The organism is Metamycoplasma sualvi, assembly GCF_045276925.1.
Classification (GTDB): domain Bacteria; phylum Bacillota_I; class Bacilli_A; order Mycoplasmatales; family Metamycoplasmataceae; genus UBA710.
Genome location: NZ_CP174167.1, coordinates 530,351 through 547,116, shown reverse-complemented (window position 1 = coordinate 547,116; position 16,766 = coordinate 530,351). Strand labels below are relative to the sequence as shown.

The window sequence follows — 16,766 nt, the reverse complement described above, 5'->3', positions numbered from 1 at the left end:
TTAAAAACAAAAAATAAATAATATGAAATTTTGGTTTTTTATATATTTGATAAAATTTAAAACTATATGAAAATTTGTTTATTTGGTGGTTCTTTTAATCCAATTCATAAAGGACATATAAAAATTGCAAAAGAAGCAATAAAACAATTAGATTTAGATGAGCTTATTTTTATTCCTTGTCAAAAAAATCCATTTAAAAAAGATATTAATTACGCAAGCGGCGAAGATAGAAAAAAAATGATTGAATTGGTTTTAGAAGATAAAATGTCTATATCTGATTTCGAAATTAAACGGCAAGGAATTAGTTACACTATTGATACTGTCAAATACTTCAAAAATAAGTATCCTAATGATGAATTATATTTATTAATTGGAAGTGATAATTTGCTTAAGTTATCTAAATGAAAAGATATTGACGAAATTAGTAACTTAATACAAATAGTAGTTTTTAAAAGAGAAAAAGAAATCAATAAAACTAATATCAAAAAATATAAATGTATATTAATCAATAATCAATTATTCCCTGAATCTTCAACAAATTTTTTTAAAGGTCAATTTGATATTGTAGAAGAAAATGTTTTGCATTACATAGGTAAAAACAAATTGTATTTTGAAGATATTTTAAAGAATGTTTTAGATGCTCAGAGATATTTACATTCTGTACACACAAAAGAATTTGCTATTAAGTTAGCAAAATCACATAATTACGATGTTAAAAAAGCAGCTTTTGCAGGATATGTTCACGATATAGCTAAAAGTTTAGCAAACGATAATAAAACACAAGCTAGAAAAATCATTAAAGATTATTATAAAGATCCACAAAAAGATATTCAAGATTATCAATTACATCAAGAATTAGGATATATTATTTTAAAAAAATTTGCTATTGAAGAAGAAATAGCTCATGCTGTGAAAGTTCATACTTCATTAGCTTTAGAATTAAGTACTTTGGATAAAATTGTATATTTATCAGACAAACTATGTCAAGGAAGGAAATATCCGGATATTCAAAAAATAAGAGAAAAAGCTTTAAAAAATTTAGATGAAGGACTGAAATTAGTAATATTGAAAACTAAAGAATTTAACATCAACAAAGGAATTAAATTTACACAAGAACAAGAAGATATTTATGATAAATGATCAAAATAAAAAAAGAATCGGTTTAATTATTGCAGATCCAAATGAAATTCACGATTTAACAGAGTTTAAATATATTAAAACTTTTGAACAAAAAAATTTCAAGGTAGATTTTTATGAATTTAAAAATAAATATATTTATGTTATTAATTCATTAATAGGAGTAGTTAATGCATCTATGGTATGTCAATATTTAATTGATAATTATTCAATTCATGAAATATGAAATTATGGAGCTGTCGGAGCCACAAATAATTTAAAAATTAATGACGTAATTATTCCTCATAAATTTTTTTATTTTGATGTCAAAACACCATGATACAAATTAGGTCAAGTCCCTAATGAAAAAGAATATTATACAACTAGTTTTGATCAATTTGATAATATCAATATTGCTTCAGGACATTCATTTATAGATGATATAGAAACGATAAATGAATTACATAGTAAATTAAATGTTGATTTATTTGATATGGAATCATGTGCTATAGCTCAGGTTTGTTTTAAAAATGATATTCCATTTTATTGTATTAAAGCAGTAAGTGACATTATAGGTGATAATAAAATGAATAAAGAAGATATTAATTCCAGAATATCTCAAGCATCTAAAAAATCTTTAGATAAATTAATAAAATTATTATCAATTAAATAATATAATATTTTATGCATCGGTCAATTGCTATATTATTAATATAGAGGAAAGTCCGCGCTAGCACAAACTGAGATGTTTGTAGTGATTGTGTTGAATCTAACAAATTCAAGCTTAGACGACTAGTGCCACAGAGACGAGACTATTAATTTAGAGTGAAACGCGGTAAACTCCACAAGCTAGAAACCTAAATTTTGGTAAGGGAATTAATTCAAGGGAAATGAACTAAGAATTAAAAATTTATGAAAATAAATTTAGATAAATAATTGACACTCTAATGAGTACAGAACGCGGCTTATAGATGCAAACACACTTTTGTGTGTTTTTTATTTTTCATCATTTTTAATCATTAATAATTAGTAGAAATAATTTACATTATTTGAAGTTTTCATTGTAAATTTCCTCACTTGATATTTATTTTATTTAATTTTTATATAAAAATAATTGTATATTTTTTGTTGAATTTTAATTAAAAATTACTCTTTTTAACTTGATTTTATTTACATGATCTATTAATATAAATAGAAATTATAAAAACTTCAAATAATGTAAATTATGAGAAAAATAAAAATGAACAAAGAATAAAATATGTAAATTCAATTAAGAAAATGATTTATAAAAATTTATTTATTTTTCCAATAGCAGTGTTTATCCTTTTCATAGGAATTCAATTTTTACTTTCATCATCTACAGGAATGCAACAAAACATTGTATTATATACTTTTGGATTCTTATTTATCATCGCAGGTTTGATTTTGGCTGTTATTTCAGAAATTTTTTCAATAATAATATCAATCAAAATGTATATTTATACATATGAAAAGGAATCAAATAAATCTTTAAGACTTTTTTCTGCAACATATGTAATGACAATTATTTTTGTATATTTTGGTTGAATTCTATCTTTTATTTGAACAAAAATTGAAATGAAATTTTTAGATGTTGAAAGTCCAAAAAATGGATTTCATGAAAATTTAGAAAAAATAAATTCAAATTAAATAGAAAAAGATAATTCTAAAAATAATGAATAATTACAATAAAAAATAAAGATTAGTATTTATTTATTTCATCTCTTATAGCATTTATCAATTTCTCATTATCAATTGATGATTTAAAATATTTAAAATTTTTAAGATAATCATTCTTTAAAGTTTTAGCTATTTCTTTTTGTTTAGCTTTATCCACTTTAGTTAGAATAAATATTAAATTATGATTTAAATTTAATAAATACTCAATTATTTCTGCATCTTTTGGTGTAATTCCATGTCTTGAATCAATAAGAAAAAAAACATTTGATGGTTTATTAATTCTAAAATATTCATCAATCATGTTAAACATTTTTTCTTGAATAGAATAAGAAATATTTGCATACCCATAACCAGGTAAATCTACAATTATTAAATCATTTTCATTTTGAAAATAATTTATTAATTGTGTTCTTCCTGGCATTTTAGAAACTTTAGCTAATTTACTATTTCTAGCTAAAGCATTAATTAAAGATGATTTTCCTACATTAGATCTTCCAATAAAACATATTTCTTTATTATCATGAATTAGTCAATTGCTTTTATCGGAAGATGATTTAATAAATTTTCACATGTTTTATTTATTTTTCTAGATCTATAACAATAGTTTCTTCTATTTTGCCATTTTTATCTTTTACAATACATTTAATAGAATCATTTACAGTTGCTTTATTTCTAACAAATTCAATTGTTTCTTCTTTTGTTTTACATGTTTTTAATGCTCTAGATCCATTTTCTTTTTTCACCTGTCAAGCAACATTTTTGCTTTTATCATCTTTTTCATAAATAAAATAAACTAATTTATTTTTCTTAGTTCTAGGTGTTCGATCAATTTTGGTTGTTGAAGTAAAAGTTCTTAATTTTTTTTCTGAATTTGGATTTACATTATTAGGTTCAATATTATTAATTGCAGCATTTTCTTCAGCTTTGTCTAATAATTCCAATTCTTCATTGGTATTGTTATTTGAATTATAAGCAATTAGATCTTTATCTAAATCTGTTTTTAAAGTTAATGTTTCATTTTGGTTATAAATATCATAAGAATTTCTAGGTCTTTTAATCTCTTTTGTTTTTGTCTTATCTTTTTTTATCCTTTTGAAAAGATTTTTTCATGTAAATTTCATAAAACACCCCTTTGATAAAATTTAAATAAATATTTATTTTTTGCTCATTTTTTTAATTTTATTACTAAAACCAACAAATTCTAATTCGTATTCTATTGCAGCATCTCTAATAAATTCTGATTTAGAATAAAAAGGAAAACCAAGATTAGCTAATTTGTGGAATTTAATTTTATTTACAGAAGCTAAAATGAAAATAGATAATAATTCTTTAATTTTGTGCCCATATAAGAACACACCTAATATTTCATGTTTTTCATTTGTAAATACTTTTAATCTAGATTTATGAGCAAATAATTTTGAATTTAATTCATGATTGAAATCATAAATAAATTCATTAAATTTAATGTTGTAAAAATCTAAATCTTGTTTGTTCATTCCATAAAAACAAATTTGAGGATTAATATCTATTGTGAATCCTGTGTTATATAAAGAAAATTTAGAACTTGTTTTTGAAGTCAAGATTCTTGACAAAGTAACTGCTTGCGAGTTTGCATAAGAAGACATAAATTTAATTCCATTAACATCTCCTATTGCATAGTAAGTAGGATTATTTTTAACTTTAAATGAATTATCAATAATTATTGATCCTTTAGAATTTAATTCTAATTCATATCTTGTATTTAAATTTCTTGTTTCACTTTTTTGATTATTAGTTACAATAATTTTTTCCACTTCAACATATCTTTCTTGATTTTGAGAAATAAAGTTTATTCTTGTAACAGTATCTGAAACTTTAACATGATCAGTTATTTTAGATTCCAAACATCAGGTAATTTTTTCATTAGAAAAATCATTTTTTAAAACATATTCTAAGTCATCATCAAAGTTATTGAAAGGGTTAACATTTTCATCAAAAATATAAACATTGGTTCCTAATAAAGAAAAAGCATAAGCTAATTCTAAAGCTTGCACATTTGTTCCATAAATTGCAACAGAAGAATAAAATTTATTAATTTTTGATATTTCATTTAAGCTTAAATACATATCTCTATGTAATTTAGGATACATATTTTCATCAGGTTTTGTAAAATATGAACCAGTTGCAAAAACAAGTTTTTTAAATCCATAATGTTCACCATTTAATAATAAAGAATATTCATCTATTTCTTCTACTTTACCTTTTTTAAAATGAAAAAAAGAATTAGATTTTAATGGTGTTAATAATTCTAAATTTTGTTCTTTATTAATAAAATTAATTCTTTCTGGTAATGAAGATAAAATAACTTTTGGATCTTCATTTCTACTAATCATTCTTTTAACTATTTTCGTGAAATTTCTTAAGTCCAAAGATGTTTTAATACCTAAATCATCCTTATCTATTATTAAAGTTTTTAATTCTTTTTTAATTAAATGACATGCTAAAATGATCCCTGTTTGACCACCACCTATAATAGCAACATCAAATTTTTCTTTAATATTGTTTTTGTTTGATTTTTTAAATTTATTTTTTTTAAGACTCATTTAGCATTTCCTATTTTTAATTTAATTTTTATAAAAAAATTATAACAAAAGATATAATAATTTAATGTATCGATTTTTTGTTTCACATAAGCTTGATAATAAGAAATTTGAACTTGATAAAGATATTTTAAATCATATAAAAGTACTAAGATTAAAAAAAGATGAAAAGATATATTGCATTTATGAAAAAGAAGTGTATTTATGTCATGTAGAAAATAATTATGCAATTATAGAAGAAAAAACTAATATTAATAATGAATGGGAGCATGATGTTTATTTATTTGCAGCAATTATTAATATCAAAAGATTTGAATGATTAATCCAAAAATCAGTTGAATTAGGAGTTACTCATTTTATACCAATAATAACTAAAAATGTAAATAAAAAGTATTTAGATCAATTTGAAAACAAAATAATAAGATTTAATGAAATTGCCAAAAATGCATCAGAACAATCTTTTCGCAATATTTTAATTAATATAGCTAAACCTGTTGCTTTTGAAGATGCAATAAAAATAAAAACAAAACACAAATATATAGCTCATGAAAAAGTTGATTTCTCAACAAACAATGATCAAAGTATTTTATTTGAATCTGATATATCTTTTTTTGTTGGTCCTGAAGGCGGTTTTGATGAAACTGAAATTAAAAAAGCCATTGATAATAATATTATTCCTATTTCACTTGGAAAAAGAATTTTAAGATCAGAGACTGCATCACTTTATTTATTATCAAGAATTATGAAATAAATTTATTTTGAATTATCTTCTAAATATTATCTTCTAAGTAATGATAATAATTATCTTTTTCTTTATTAAATGCAATATCCATATTTTCTATATCAATGTTGCAAATATAGTAAACATTGCCTTTGAAATCTAAATAATAAGGTTTTAATTTTCTTCATAAATTATTTTCATGGAATTTTAATGTTGAATTATATTCACCATCTAAAATTAAAGAATTTTTAGGAATTTTCATTGGAATAGGATGATATTTTAATAATTCAAAATTAGTTTCTGCTTGAACAAATTTTAAACGTTTTTGATGATTGTATAAGAACATTGAGAAGCAAACTTGAGCATTTTTTTCTGAAATTCTTCAATAGTTTTCAATAAATCTTAATAACCCTTGTTTTAAAGTTAAAGACATCATTAAAACTTCTAATTCTTGTTTTGTAGATGAGGTTTTGAAGAAAACTCTAGCATAACAGCTTATGTCAGATAAATTATTTCTATATAAATTTTCATTTGAATAAATAAATAAATTTTTAAAAATTGATAAATCTTTTAATGAATTTTTTAAGAAATCTTCAAATTTACCAATATGCATCAATGGAAAATTTTCTAAATTTATTAGTAATGATGAATATGTTTCATAATTACCATTAAATAAATTATTATTTTTTGGTTTCATAAAAGAAGCGATATTTGTAATTTTTTTAATTGAATAATCAAAATTTATTCCATTTAAAGGTGAAGAAACAATTTCTCATTTATTATTATCTTTTATTATGTTATATTCCACATTATCAATAACAAATTTTTTCTTTCCAGATCTTTCTGCTATTGTTAAAGATGAAGCAACAAATACACCTGTTGAATCTTTGTCAAAATAGTCAATATTTCATCCGCCTTCAATATTAGAACCAAATTTATCTTTAAATATAATTCTATTAGCAAAGTCTGTTGCAAAAGTTTTGTCTCCAAATTGGATTTCTCATTGTTTAATTGCAATACTATATAAATTAACACCCATATTTAAAGTATTTGGATTAATATTTAATTTATCCAAATAATTTAAATTATTTAATTTCATTTGATTGATCTTGTCATCTAATTTCAATCTTTCTAATTGAATAGTTTGTTCATTTAATTTGTTAGTTAATTTTTGAATAATACTCTCTGAAGAATTACTATCTAAAAAATTATCTTGAACAATTAATGTAGAATCTAAATTTTTGTTACTTCTTAAATCATCATCAAGTTTTAAATAACTTGTAGTATCAATATTTGATTCTTTTTTGATGTTATTAAAATTATTCAATAAAGAAAATTCTTTCATTTTTTGAATTTCATTTTTTAAATCTTTTAATTTTTGATTGTTTTTCTCTATAACATTTTTTTGTTCATTGTCTTTTAATTGGTTCAACTCAATTTCTAATGTTTTAATTTCTTTTTCTTGTTGTTTGATTAAATCATCATTTAAATTATTAAAATGAAATTCACTATCTTTAATGTCTAAATCATTACTTGATTCAAATAAAATGTCTTTACTTTCTTCTGTTTTATTTGTATTTTCTTCTATTTTATTTGTACTTTCCTCTACTTTATTTGTATTTTCATCTTTGTTTACATCAGCTGTTTTGTATTCAATTAAATTTATATCTCATTCACCTGTCAAATTTTTATTAACAGAAAAAATTTTGTCATTAACAATAAATTCTTCATGCTCTTTTTCTGTTATATTTTCAGGAAATTCTTTTTTAGAATCTAAATGAACAATTAAATATTCATCATTACCAAAATTAATTAAAGTTCAACCATAAGGAGAATTATAATTTTCATAATCATCTTTATTTATAACTCTTCCTGAAAAGTCCTTTCCTGTTGTATTATTTTCACCAATTTGACTATTTCAAATTTGATTTTTTATTTCTAATAAATCTAATTCTTTATTGTTCATCATAATTTATAAATTATATCATAATATTGACCAAATCATTTATATATTAAATAATACTAACTACAAAAACTTTAATAAACAATAATTTATTGTAATTTTTTTAATGTTTCTTTATTTAAGTTGTTTATTAAATAAGAACCTACAACATTAAAAAGAGAACCATGTTCAAAAAGTTTTTTAGAATTTAAATCATTTATGCCACCATCTATTTGAATAACGGTTGGCAATTTTTCTTCATTTATAAAATTTTTTATTTCTTTTAACTTGTTATATGTTTTTTCGATAAATTGTTGTCCACCAAATCCAGGTTCTACTGACATTATAAGAACAAGATCAAATAAATATAAAATTGGTTGAATTTTATTAAAATCAGTTGATGGTTTAATTGCTATTCCTACTCAATTAGTGTGAGAAAACTCATTAACAAATTTAACAATATCTTCTTCTTTTTCAAAAGATTCATAATGAATTGTTAAACAAGTAACATAATCTTTTAGTTCATGGGCATATTTAAAAGGATCATTAACCATTAAATGAGCATCTGATAAATGTTTTTTACATGTACTTTTAAATGATTTAATTTCATCAATAGAAATTGCTTCATTAGGGACAAATTTATTATCCATAACATCATAATGAAATCATTGAATTCCCATATCTATTAAATTATTAATAACTTCTACTCTTTGATCTTTTGGAACATTTAAAATAGAAGGAGTCACTTGTTTTTTAATCATAATTTTTCTTAGCCCCCAATATCTCTAATAGCATTTTAATATAATTCTCATATCTTGAATTTAATAATTTTTTCATTTCTAGTTGTTTTTTAATTTCACAATTTTTTTCTTTATAATGCAAACAAGAATTAAATTCACATAATTTAGATCAATTTTTAAAATCAAAATATGATTTTGCTAATTCTTCTTTTGTTAAATTTATAACAAGTGAACTAAATCCGGGAGTATCAATAATTTTCATATTTTCTTCTTCAAATATTTCAACAACTCTAGTAGTATGTTTACCTCTATTTAAAGCTTTAGAAATTTCATTAGTCTCATTAGATAAGTTAAATAAATTATTTAATAAAGATGTTTTTCCAGCACCAGACTGTCCTGTAAATACTGTTAATTTATTTTTCAATGTATTTTTTATTTCATTTCAGTTAGAAGAATTATCATGATTATTTATCATAAAACATTTATATCCTTGAGATTGATAATCATAATAAGGTTGTTGATTACCTAAATCACTTTTTGTAAAAATAATTACAACAGGTATTGATTGAGATTCAATTATAGCTAACATTTTGTCAAGCAATAAAGATGAAAAAGAAGGCTCACTTAATGCAGTAACAATTATTGCTTGATCAATATTAGCAACCTTAGGTCTTATTAATTCATTTTTTCTAGGTTTAATTTTTGTTAATAATTGTTCATCCTTAAACTCTACATAATCACCAACTAAAGGAGTAATATTATTATCTCTTAATGATCCGCTTGCTCTTAATCTAAAAATTTGATTATCAAAAGATTTTACATCATAAAATCCTGCAATTATTTTAATAATTTGACCTTCTTTAATCATTTTTAAATAATTATAAATAATTTTATAATTTTAAATATAATGTATTTTTAAATAAAAAAGAAGAAACTTATGAAATCAAAAGATAAAAAAATTATTATTATTGGTGCTGGAATAACAGGAGCAGTTGTTGCTAGAAAATTAGCTGAAGAAGGTTATTCAGTCATTGTTTATGAAAAAAGAGATCATATTGGTGGAAATATGTATGATTATAAAAAAGATGGTGTTTTAATCCATAAATATGGACCACACATTTTTCATACATCAAAACAACATGTTAATGAATTCATGAATCAATTTTGAGAATTAAATGGATACAAAAATATTGTTGAAGCCTATGTAAAAGATAAATTAATCCCTATTCCTTTTAATTTTCAGTCAATAGATATTTGTTTTCCAGAAGAAGCTGAAGAAATTAAACAAAAATTAAAATCTTTATATCCGGATAAAGATACAATTCCAATTTTAGAATTAAAAAAATCTAATGATCCATTAATACAAAAAGTAGCAGCTTTTGTTTATGAGAATATTTTTTTAAACTATACAACAAAAATGTGAAATCTAAGACCGGACGAAATTGATGAGTCTGTGACAGCAAGATTGCCAATTATTTTATCTAATAGAAATACATATTTTCAAGATATTTATGAAGGCCTACCTAAAGAGGGGTATACAAAAGCATTTGAGAGAATGTTTGATTTACCTAATATTAAAGTCATTACTAATTTTAATGCTATAGATAAAATTGCTTTTGAAAATGACCATTTAAAATTTAATAATGAAGATTGTTATATTGTTTATACTGGGCCTTTAGATAAGCTGTTTGCAGATAAGTTTGGTAAATTAGAATATCGTTCTTTATTTTTCCAATTTGATATTATTAATAAAACAAATTTCCAGAAAACTGGTGTTGTTAATTATCCAGCAGATCCTAAGATGACAAGAATTACTGAATATAAAAATATGACATTACAGAATATTAATGATATTACAGTTATTTCCAAAGAATTTCCAGGAACATATGATGAAAATGATGATAAATGAAATGAACCTTATTATCCTCTAGCAACAGATAAAGCTAGAAATCAATATGATAAATATAAAGAATTTGCAAAACAATTTAAAAATTTATATATTGGAGGAAGGATGGGTCTTTATCGCTATATTAATATGGATCAAGCAATTGAAGAAGCTTTAATATTGGCTGATAAGATCATCGAAGAAATTAAAAATGATTAATGATAATATTTTTTTTTCAATCATTATACCAATGTATAATGGTGAAATATTTATAGATAATTGTTTGCATTCTATTTTGAATGAGCAAACATTAGAAACTGGAATTTTAAATTATATAGAAATTATTGTAATTAATGATGGTTCTAAAGATGATTGTTCAACAAAAGCCAAAAAATGAGCAACTGAATGAAATCACAAATTACATAAAGAATTCATTAAAGTAATCGATAAAGAGAATGGACAATATGGCTCAGTAATTAATTTAGGTCTAACTTTAGCTAGAGGTAAATATACAAAAGTATTAGATGTTGATGATATTTTTAATACAAAAAATTTCATTGAAATTGTTCAAATTATTGCTAGCTTAAGAATGGATATTGATGTTATTATTACTGATTTCATTTTTGATAAAGTAATTAAAAACAAGCAAATTATTTATAAATGAGATAAATATTTTGAGCCATACAAAATATTAAAAATGAGTGAATTAAAATATCCAAATTCAATTATTACAATGCATTCAATTATTTATCGTACTAAATTTTTACAAAGTATAGATTACAAACAAATAGAAGGAATTTATTATTCAGATTCTCAATATGCAGTCATACCTTTTTCTCAAGCTAAGTTTTTATATTACATCAATATTCCTCTATATCGTTATTACATCGGAAGAAATGAACAATCAATTAACATTAAAACAATGGTTAAAAATAGAGAAGATCAGAAAAAAGTTATGAATGTGATTTTAGAAGAATTGTTTAAATTGGATTTAACATCATTTAAGCAAAAAAAATATGCATGAAAAATAGCTAAGAATATGTTAGAGTGACAAATTCTAATTATTTCATATGATAGTAATATTAAAAATAGAAGAGAAGCAATCTATAATACTTTACAAAATGTTTTAAAGCAATGTAAAACTAATAATAATTATTATGCTTTTCAAATCATTTCCACAGGAGCTTTATCAAGATTAATAAAATTCACAAAAGGATATGGTGTTGTATTTTTAATTAAAATTGCCGAAAAATTATATGCAAAATATAAATTAAATATTATGGCAGATTGAGATTAAAATAGTTTTATTTGATCAGTTGAATTTAAATGATTAATAATACCTAAATTTTCAAATTTATCTAATGTAGTCTTATTGATTAAAGTTCTTTTGATTAAATCATCTTTAGAGGTAAAAGCTTTTTTATTTCTTGCTTCTACAATTGAATTTGCAGCAGCTATTCCTAAACCATCAACAACAATGAATGGGGGAATTAAAGCTTTATTTTGATAATCAATTTTTCAACTTGTTGCCTCAGAAAGATTTAAATCTATATTTAAGATTTTAAATCCTCTTGCTAGCATTTCATTGATGATTTCAAATATTGGTATTAAACTTTCTTCTTTTTGGGTTATTTTTTCTTTGCTATTAGCATATTGTTTTGCTTCTAGTTCTTTAATTTTTTTCTCTATTTTTTCTTTTGAACTAATAGCACTTTCTAAATCAAAAACATCAGGTCTTACTGTATAAAAAGCTGCATAATATTCTAATGGATAATATATTTTAAATCAAGCAATTCTTCATGCCATCATTACATAAGCAGTTGCATGAGCTTTAGGGAACATATATTTAATTTTATTTAAAGAATTAATATATCAACTTTCAATACCATTTTCTTTTAATAATTTTTCATCTTCTGGTGTTAATCCTTTTCCTTTTCTAACTTTTTCCATGATTTGGAAAGAAGAAGACGGATCAACTCCTTTTTTCATTAAATAAACCATAATATCATCTCTACATGAAATAACTTCATTTAATTTTTTCCCTTGTTTAATTAAATCTTCAGCATTACCGTTTCACACATTAGTACCATGAGACAATCCTGAAATATTAATTAAATCATTAAATGAGGCAGGTTTAGCAACTTTTAACATTTTTCTAACGAACTTAGTTCCAAACTCCGGAATTCCCAATACTCCAGTTTGTTCGTTATTAATATCTTTTGGTTCAATTCCTAAAGGTTTAGTTGAAGAAAAAAGTTCTAAAACCTTTTTATCTGAAAAAGAAATATCTTCTATTTTAACTTTTGTTCATTCTTGTAATAACTTAATAACAGTAGGGTCATCATGTCCTAATAAATCTAATTTTAAAATATTATCATGAATAGCATGGAAGTCAAAATGAGTAGTTCTTCATGCACTTGCAACATCATTTGCAGGATAATTAACAGGAGTAAAATCTTCTACATCAAATTCTTGTGGAATAATAATAATTCCTCCAGGATGCTGCCCTGTAGTTCTTTTAGATCCTTCAATTTTTTGAGCTAAAAAATTAATATAAATATTAGATTTTTCAATTTTATTATCTTCAAAATATTTTTTTACAAACCCAAATGCTGTTTTAGAAGCTACTGTTGATATAGTACCAGCTCTAAAGGTTCTAGTTGCTCCAAAAATTTTTCTTACTTCTTCATGAATAATCGGTTGATATTCTCCTGAGAAATTTAAATCAATATCTGGAACTTTATCTCCATCAAACCCTAAGAAAGTTTCAAAAGGAATTGTTTGTCCATCTTTATGTAAATTTGTAGAACAATTTGGACATAATTTATCATCAAGATCAAAACCGCTTGTAGTACTTGGATTTTCTACAAATTCATTATAGTTACATTGATAACAAATATAATGAGGAGATAAAGGATTAACTTCAGTTATTTTGCTTAATGTGGCTACAATTGAAGAACCTACAGAACCTCTAGAACCTACTAGATAACCATCATTTAAAGATTTTTGCACTAACTTGTGACTAATTCAATATATGACACTAAATCCATATTTATTAATTGGTTCAAGTTCCTTATCAATTCTTTTTTTAATAATATCTGGAAGTTCTTTTCCATATATTTTGTGAGCATTTTGAATTACTAAATTTTGTAATTTTTCTTGAGAATTATCAAATGTTGGTGGATATAATTTTGATTTAATAATTTCAATATTATCTTCTATTAAAGAGTCAAAAGTAATAGTATTATCAACAACAATTTCTTGAATTAATTTTTCAGAATTTAAAAATTCAAATTGCTTTATCATTTCATTTGTTGTTAAAAATTTTTGAATAGGATATTGAGGATTTTGTTCATTGTATTTATATAAAGGATGTCTTCTCCCTTCCAATCCCTTAGTATTTATATAAATATGATGAGCAATAATATCTTCTTCATCAATATATCTAACATCTCCAATAGCAATAATTAATTTATTTTTTTTCTTAGCAATTAAAATAATTTCTTTTAAAATGCTTTTAATTTCTTCTTCTTTAATATTTTGTCTTGATATTAAATGAGAAAACAAGTGAGGACTAGGAATACCTATAAAATCTCATTTATCTATTTCTTGTTCTAAATCTTTAGTTGTTCCAGTAAAACCTAAATCAATTAATTTTGTATTTATTGAAGCAGGGCCTATTAATAAATTATGATAATTTTTTAAATCTTCTTCAAATAATCTAGGGCCATCATAATAGTTATCTGTTAATGAATGAGAAACTAATTTGAATAATTCTTTTACACCTTCTTGGTTTTTGGCATAAATTGCAATATCATAACTCATTTTTTTATTATTTAAAAATGAATCATTTATTTTAGCAAGATCATCAAAAGTTTTTATATTTTTTCTTTCTAAAAGCTCAATCATATTTAATCAAACTTGCTCTAGAACATTAGCATCATAATCCGCCCTATGAGCCACAGAAGCATCATAAATAATATTCATTTTTTTACAAACAACTTCTAAACGATAAGATATAGAAACTGGAAATAAATATCTTGATACAGCTAATGTATCAACAATAGGGTTTTCAATTTCATCAAAACCAGATTCTGTTAATTTTTGATTAAGAAATCCAATATCGAATTGTGCATTATGGGCTACAAGAACATAATCTTTAAATATTTTTTTAATTTCTATTATTGCATCTTTTTGATTATCAAATTTAGCTTGTTTATCTAACATATCTTGAGTAATACCTGTTAATTCAGTTGTAAATTTACTAATTTTTTGAGAAGGTTTTATAAAAAATTGAAGATTATCTTTCACTTTGAAGTTTTCTACAATAATGGCACCAAATTCTATAATTTCCCCATTTCTAGGATTTAATGAAGTTGTTTCTAGATCGAAAATAACATAATTACCATTTTTTAGTAATTCTGTACTATTGCTATGTTTTATTAAATTATGTTTTTTAGAAATTACACTAAAAGTACATCCATAGATAGGTTTAATACCTATTTTTTTAGCATTATTAAATATTTCAGGGAAAGCTTGGATATTTTGATAATCAACAAAACCTATAGATTTTAAACCGATTTTTTTAGCATGTTTCATTAAATCAGTTGCTGAAATAAAACCATCCATTGCAGATAAAGAAGAACGAACTGATAATTCTATTCTTTCTCCATTTTCTTCTTTCTTATTGTTATTTTTACTTTCTTCTTTAATTTCATCAATAGAAATTATTTGAAGAAAAAAATTGGAAGAATTGTATTCTTGTTTTTTTTCTCCTGTAATAGAAATATTAGATCCAACTTTTATTCATTCATATTTATCTTTTTCACCTTGTCTAACAAAATATTTAGCAACCAATGCTTCTGAAGAATCAAATACAAATATAGAAACAATAATTAAGTTTGTTTTAGTAATTGTTTTTTCAATATTAAAAACCTTTCCATCTATTTTTATATATTTTTCATGTGTAGAATAAAAATTATCTATATTCATTTGAAAAATTTTTTTAGAACTTTTATTTTCAAAATTTCTTTTATTATTAATCATTTGCACTTTACTTTCTTGTTGTTTTTTGATAAAGTGTTTAAATTCTTCATTATTATTTTCATCTTCATTAAAATTAAAAGTCATTTTAGTTTTCAGTTCAAATTCTAAATCATTAATATTAAAAAAATTTTTAATATTGTCTATATTAATATTTTTTTCAAAATTCATTTGATCTATTAAAGTATTAAATTCTAATATTGCCTTATTTTTAGAAATTTCAAAAACCAAATTTTTCGCATCTAAATAATCATCTAAATTTTTATTAAAAAGCAATTTAGAACCAAATTTTAATAAATCATATATTCTCTTATCAGAATAATTTTTATTGATAAAAGAAATTTTTATTTTTAAATTTGTTGGTTTAAAAAAAGCAACAGATTTATCATAAAAAATGACAAGTTCATTATAAGTAGGAATCGAAAAAAAAGAGATATCAAAAAAAGTTGTAGAGTTTTTTATATCTTTATCTATAACAACATTATTAATCTTAGAATCAATCAAATAATCATTAATTTTAAAATCTATTTGTTGACAAAATTTTTCAAAAGCTCTTTCCATATCTCAAATATTTTAATAAATATTTGGTTTTTTATTTTTAAATTAAAAATTTATTTAAAAAAGAAAATATATAAAGAAAAATTTATTAATATTTGTTCCTTATTTAATACTATAAATTAACAAAAAGCAATTAAAATTAATATTTATTTTTTTAACTTTTTATTTCTTGCCACAAAGTAAATAATTGCAAATATATCTCGAGTTGCAACTGAAGCTACACCAATACTGACATAAGTAAGTAATGACATGTTATTAGCAACATTTGGAGTATGAACATAGTAATCAAATACATTAGGATTATTAAGTTCTGAATTACCTTTTTTGTTAGTAAATTGAATAGCAATATCTTGGAATTTAAAGAAGTTGTATAATGCATTAGATTTTCCATATCTTACCATCAGCATTTTTGCAATATTCATATGAGGAGTTTTAATAGGTTATGAAAAAAATGATCTTTATAAAGTAAAAATATTAATCATAT

14 protein-coding genes and 1 other RNA gene are annotated in these 16,766 nt (G+C 22.5%); 7 read left to right on the top strand and 8 right to left on the bottom strand.

Annotated features, from left to right (window positions below):
• Positions 1 to 66 precede the first annotated feature (66 nt).
• From ACJA29_RS02675 to ACJA29_RS02660, 4 genes are all read left to right on the top strand, one after another.
• Positions 67 to 1,149, top strand: coding sequence for a nicotinate-nucleotide adenylyltransferase (locus ACJA29_RS02675; RefSeq protein WP_406602363.1), 1,083 nt, complete (start codon positions 67 to 69; stop codon positions 1,147 to 1,149).
• A complete protein-coding gene (locus tag ACJA29_RS02670; protein ID WP_406602362.1) occupies positions 1,130 to 1,789 on the top strand; it encodes a hypothetical protein in 660 nt (219 codons plus the stop codon). The genes ACJA29_RS02675 and ACJA29_RS02670 overlap by 20 nt, the downstream gene beginning before the upstream one ends.
• Before the next feature lie 12 nt (positions 1,790 to 1,801).
• Positions 1,802 to 2,089: RNase P RNA component class B (gene rnpB / locus ACJA29_RS02665), an RNA gene on the top strand.
• A gap of 305 nt (positions 2,090 to 2,394) precedes the next feature.
• The gene (locus ACJA29_RS02660; protein ID WP_406602361.1) at positions 2,395 to 2,784 is read left to right on the top strand and encodes a hypothetical protein; all 390 of its coding nucleotides are present in this window, start codon (positions 2,395 to 2,397) and stop codon (positions 2,782 to 2,784) included.
• A gap of 52 nt (positions 2,785 to 2,836) precedes the next feature.
• On the opposite strand, the gene yihA is transcribed toward ACJA29_RS02660, so the two are convergent.
• Genes yihA through ACJA29_RS02645 form a run of 3 tightly spaced genes read right to left on the bottom strand, consistent with a single transcriptional unit; the run spans position 2,837 to position 5,396 of the window.
• A complete protein-coding gene (yihA, locus tag ACJA29_RS02655; protein ID WP_406602360.1) occupies positions 2,837 to 3,385 on the bottom strand; it encodes a ribosome biogenesis GTP-binding protein YihA/YsxC in 549 nt (182 codons plus the stop codon).
• A 7-nt stretch (positions 3,386 to 3,392) separates the two neighbouring features.
• Positions 3,393 to 3,935, bottom strand: a complete 543-nt coding sequence (locus tag ACJA29_RS02650; RefSeq protein ID WP_406602359.1) for a DUF2188 domain-containing protein — start codon at positions 3,933 to 3,935, stop codon at positions 3,393 to 3,395.
• 33 nt (positions 3,936 to 3,968) lie between these two features.
• Entirely contained in the window at positions 3,969 to 5,396 is a 1,428-nt protein-coding gene (locus ACJA29_RS02645) for an FAD-dependent oxidoreductase (protein WP_406602358.1), read from the bottom strand.
• 64 nt (positions 5,397 to 5,460) lie between these two features.
• Between ACJA29_RS02645 and ACJA29_RS02640 the strand changes: the two genes are divergently transcribed.
• Positions 5,461 to 6,144 (top strand): 16S rRNA (uracil(1498)-N(3))-methyltransferase, encoded by a 684-nt coding sequence (locus ACJA29_RS02640; RefSeq protein WP_406602357.1) that lies wholly within the window; start codon positions 5,461 to 5,463, stop codon positions 6,142 to 6,144.
• 19 nt (positions 6,145 to 6,163) lie between these two features.
• On the opposite strand, the gene ACJA29_RS02635 is transcribed toward ACJA29_RS02640, so the two are convergent.
• From ACJA29_RS02635 to rsgA, 3 genes are all read right to left on the bottom strand, one after another.
• On the bottom strand, positions 6,164 to 8,083 hold the full coding sequence (locus ACJA29_RS02635; RefSeq protein ID WP_406602356.1) for a hypothetical protein: 1,920 nt from the start codon (positions 8,081 to 8,083) through the stop codon (positions 6,164 to 6,166).
• An 83-nt stretch (positions 8,084 to 8,166) separates the two neighbouring features.
• Positions 8,167 to 8,817, bottom strand: coding sequence for a ribulose-phosphate 3-epimerase (locus ACJA29_RS02630; RefSeq protein WP_406602355.1), 651 nt, complete (start codon positions 8,815 to 8,817; stop codon positions 8,167 to 8,169).
• On the bottom strand, positions 8,810 to 9,664 hold the full coding sequence (gene rsgA / locus ACJA29_RS02625) for a ribosome small subunit-dependent GTPase A (RefSeq protein ID WP_406602354.1): 855 nt from the start codon (positions 9,662 to 9,664) through the stop codon (positions 8,810 to 8,812). The genes ACJA29_RS02630 and rsgA overlap by 8 nt, the downstream gene beginning before the upstream one ends.
• A gap of 69 nt (positions 9,665 to 9,733) precedes the next feature.
• On the opposite strand from rsgA, the gene glf reads away from it, so the two are divergent.
• Together glf and ACJA29_RS02615 are read left to right on the top strand one after the other, a co-directional pair.
• Complete coding sequence (gene glf / locus ACJA29_RS02620; protein ID WP_406602353.1) at positions 9,734 to 10,900, top strand: UDP-galactopyranose mutase; 1,167 nt, start codon at positions 9,734 to 9,736, stop codon at positions 10,898 to 10,900.
• Complete coding sequence (locus ACJA29_RS02615; protein WP_406602352.1) at positions 10,893 to 11,978, top strand: glycosyltransferase; 1,086 nt, start codon at positions 10,893 to 10,895, stop codon at positions 11,976 to 11,978. Before glf ends, ACJA29_RS02615 begins: the two co-directional genes overlap by 8 nt.
• Here the strand turns inward: ACJA29_RS02615 and ACJA29_RS02610 are convergent.
• Positions 11,975 to 16,285 (bottom strand): PolC-type DNA polymerase III, encoded by a 4,311-nt coding sequence (locus tag ACJA29_RS02610; RefSeq protein ID WP_406602351.1) that lies wholly within the window; start codon positions 16,283 to 16,285, stop codon positions 11,975 to 11,977. The two genes, ACJA29_RS02615 and ACJA29_RS02610, sit on opposite strands and share 4 nt — an antisense overlap.
• Before the next feature lie 143 nt (positions 16,286 to 16,428).
• Positions 16,429 to 16,704 carry a hypothetical protein gene (locus ACJA29_RS02605; protein WP_406602350.1) on the bottom strand — a complete coding sequence of 92 codons (276 nt, stop codon included), beginning with the start codon at positions 16,702 to 16,704 and terminating at the stop codon, positions 16,429 to 16,431.
• Between the last annotated feature and the right edge of the window lie 62 nt (positions 16,705 to 16,766).